Below are 3,011 nucleotides of genomic sequence, written 5' to 3'. Positions count from 1 at the left end.
ATTTTGGCTTGTATGTCTCGGGATTTTGACATATTCATGTCAAAACACCTCGCGGGACAGTGGCTACTGAATAGTTACCGATCAGCACAGATTTGGTGTATCGCGCAGCGTGATGCCTGGAACGGAGTAAACAGTAACACAGACGGGATATCATGCGGCATGAGACGCAGAGAACAGTTGACAACCTTCCATAAAACAGCGTATACTATATAAGAATATAGCGTTGCTGAGGTCTCTGATAAAGCCGGAGCCTGCAGTAGCGAAAACACGAGGGAGGAAATGAATATGAAAAAGAATAACAGTATCAAAACTGTGGTAGCCATCGGTATCGGCGCGGCTCTGTTCTTTGTGCTGGGACGTTTTGTGGCGATCCCGAGTCCGGTTCCGAACACTAACATCAGTCTTCAGTATGCAGTACTGGCTCTGCTGGCTGCTATGTACGGTCCGGTAGCCGGTGGTCTGATCGGTTTCATCGGTCATACACTGGTGGATCTGTCCTGGGGTGGAATCCCGTGGTGGAGCTGGGTGATCACATCTGCATTTGTCGGTGTGGTTGTAGGAGCATTCGCCAGAAAGCTGAACGTTCAGGAAGGCGATTTTGGTAAAGCAAAAGTAGCAGTATTTGCAATCGCAAACGTAGTTGCTCATGTCATCGGATGGGTTGTAGTGGCTCCGGTACTGGATATTCTGATTTATGCTGAACCGGCAAAAAAAGTATTTGCACAGGGTGCATTTGCCGCAGTATCCAATACGATCACCGGTGTGGTAGTAGGTGGACTTCTGATCCTGGCTTACACAAAGACCATTGCCAAAAAAGGATCCCTGGATCAGGAATAAAATCAGTTGCTGATTACGAAAAAGCTTTCTCATAAAGTCTCAGAGGCTTGTGAAAAAGCTTTTTCTTTTGCAAATAGTAAGACGAGGTAGAGAAAAACGTGACAAACAAACAATCCCCTGTTATTTCATTCAAAAATTATTCCTTTCAGTATCGTGCCCAGAAACGACCGACTTTAACAAATATCAATCTGGATATCTATCCGGGTGAGAGAGTTCTGATCGCAGGTCCCTCCGGTTGCGGGAAAAGTACTCTTGCGGGCTGTATTAACGGACTGAATCCCTGTTCCAATCCGGGCGAAGCCACCGGCGAACTGATCATCGATGGGGTGGATGCCACAAAAAGCAGTATTTTTGAGCTTTCCGCTCATGTGGGAACGGTTCTGCAGGATCCGGACGGACAGTTTATCGGCCTGACTGTAGGAGAGGATATTGCATTTTCCCTGGAGAACAGTTGTACGCCCCAGGATGAGATGCATCAGATCACGCGAAAAGTAGCAGAACTGGTAAAAATCAATAACCATCTTGACTATGCACCCCATGAACTTTCCGGCGGACAAAAACAACGGGTCAGTCTCGCCGGTGTTATGGTGGACCAGGTGAAGATCCTGTTATTTGATGAACCCCTTGCCAATCTGGATCCGGCAACCGGAAAACAGACGATCGAGCTGATCGATGAGATCCAGAAAGAGACCGACACTACGGTAGTGATCATCGAACATCGTCTGGAAGATGTATTATGGAGAGATGTGGATCGGATCATCCTGGTCAGTGAAGGAAGGATCCTGGCAGATCTGCATCCGGATGAACTTCTGGCAACGGAGCTTCTTGCTGAAAATGGGATCCGGGAGCCACTGTATCTGACTGCGATGCGCTATGCCGGAATCACGCTGACACCGGAGAAAAAACCATCCCATGCAGACAGGGTTGCACTGCCGGAAGACGATGTAAAACAGTTAAAGCAGTGGTTCCAGTCGCGTATGGCAGGAAAGAAGGAGTCGGAGAGAGAGCCTCTTTTGGAAGTGAAAAACCTGAGTTTTGGCTATACAAAAGGACAGCGGACGCTTCAGGATGTAAGCCTGACGATCCGAAAAGGAGAGATGGTCAGCATCGTAGGAAAGAACGGAGCCGGAAAATCGACATTTTCCAAACTGGTCTGTGGCTTCGAGGATCCGGATCAGGGAGAGATTCGCTTTGCAGGGAAGGATCTGCTGACAGAAAATATCCGTCACAGAGCAAAACATATCGGCTACGTGATGCAGAATCCAAATCAGATGATCTCCAAGACCATGATTTTTGACGAGGTAGCATTGAGCCTTCGCAATACAGGACTGGATGAGGCGAAGGTCAGGGAGCGGGTGGAAGAGACACTGAAGATCTGTGGCCTGTATCCGTTCCGAAACTGGCCGATCTCAGCACTGAGTTTCGGACAGAAAAAACGTGTGACCATCGCCAGTGTTCTGGTACAGAATCCGGAATTGATCATTCTGGATGAGCCGACGGCGGGGCAGGATTTTCATCATTATACAGAAATTATGGAATTTTTGCGAAAATTAAATGAAGAGGGTGTCACCGTTGTGATGATCACCCATGATATGCATCTGATGCTGGAATATACACCGCGGGCACTTGTCTTTGCGGACGGGCGGCTGATCGCTGATGACAGTGCGGCGGCAGTTTTATGTAATCGGGAGCTGGTTAAGAGGGCGGCTCTGAAGGAAACCAGTTTATTCACTCTGGCCAACCGTGCAGGTATCACGCCGCCGGAAGCCTTTGTGGAATGTTTTATCGAAGAAGATCGGGAGGTGCGCAGCCATGGCCGCTAATACGGTATTAAATTATCTGCCAAGGGAAAGTGTAGTTCACAGACTCACCGGAACTACCAAGCTGGCATTTTTCCTGTTATTTACCTTCGCCAGCATGATCACCTACAACACCTGGGTGCTTCTTGGACTTTTGGCGATGAGTATCTCAGCGTTCAAACTCAGCAGGATCCGCTTCAAAGAAGTCCGTTTTATGATGATTTTCATGCTTGTTTTTCTACTGTTGAATAATTTGTTCATCTTTTTGTTCGACCCGGATCAGGGAACAACACTGTATGGCACCCGGCATGTACTCTGCCATCTGTTCTGGAGGTATGATCTGACAGCGGAGCAGCTGTTTTATATGGTAAATAT

General features: G+C 47.9%; 2 protein-coding genes and 1 pseudogene. All 3 read left to right on the top strand.

The annotated features are described in order from the left end of the window. The first annotated feature begins 285 nt into the window (after positions 1–285). A complete protein-coding gene (locus MSA64_RS11460) occupies positions 286–837 on the top strand; it encodes an ECF-type riboflavin transporter substrate-binding protein (RefSeq protein ID WP_227596905.1) in 552 nt (183 codons plus the stop codon). A gap of 98 nt (positions 838–935) precedes the next feature. Continuing rightward, a complete protein-coding gene (locus MSA64_RS11455; RefSeq protein WP_287891680.1) occupies positions 936–2,660 on the top strand; it encodes an ABC transporter ATP-binding protein in 1,725 nt (574 codons plus the stop codon). After that, positions 2,650–3,011: pseudogene (locus MSA64_RS11450) on the top strand (CbiQ family ECF transporter T component); the annotation flags it as partial. The gene MSA64_RS11455 and the pseudogene MSA64_RS11450, both read left to right, overlap by 11 nt.

The organism is Oliverpabstia sp. (assembly GCF_022785585.1).
Taxonomy (GTDB): domain Bacteria; phylum Bacillota; class Clostridia; order Lachnospirales; family Lachnospiraceae; genus Oliverpabstia; species Oliverpabstia intestinalis.
The sequence above is the reverse complement of the archived record's forward strand: the minus strand, read 5'-3'. Positions and strand labels throughout refer to the sequence as shown.

Excerpts from the sequence above, each read along its gene's own strand:
- MSA64_RS11460 (WP_227596905.1), top strand. The coding sequence starts at position 286 with ATGAAAAAGAATAACAGTATCAAAACTGTGGTAGCCATCGGTATCGGC.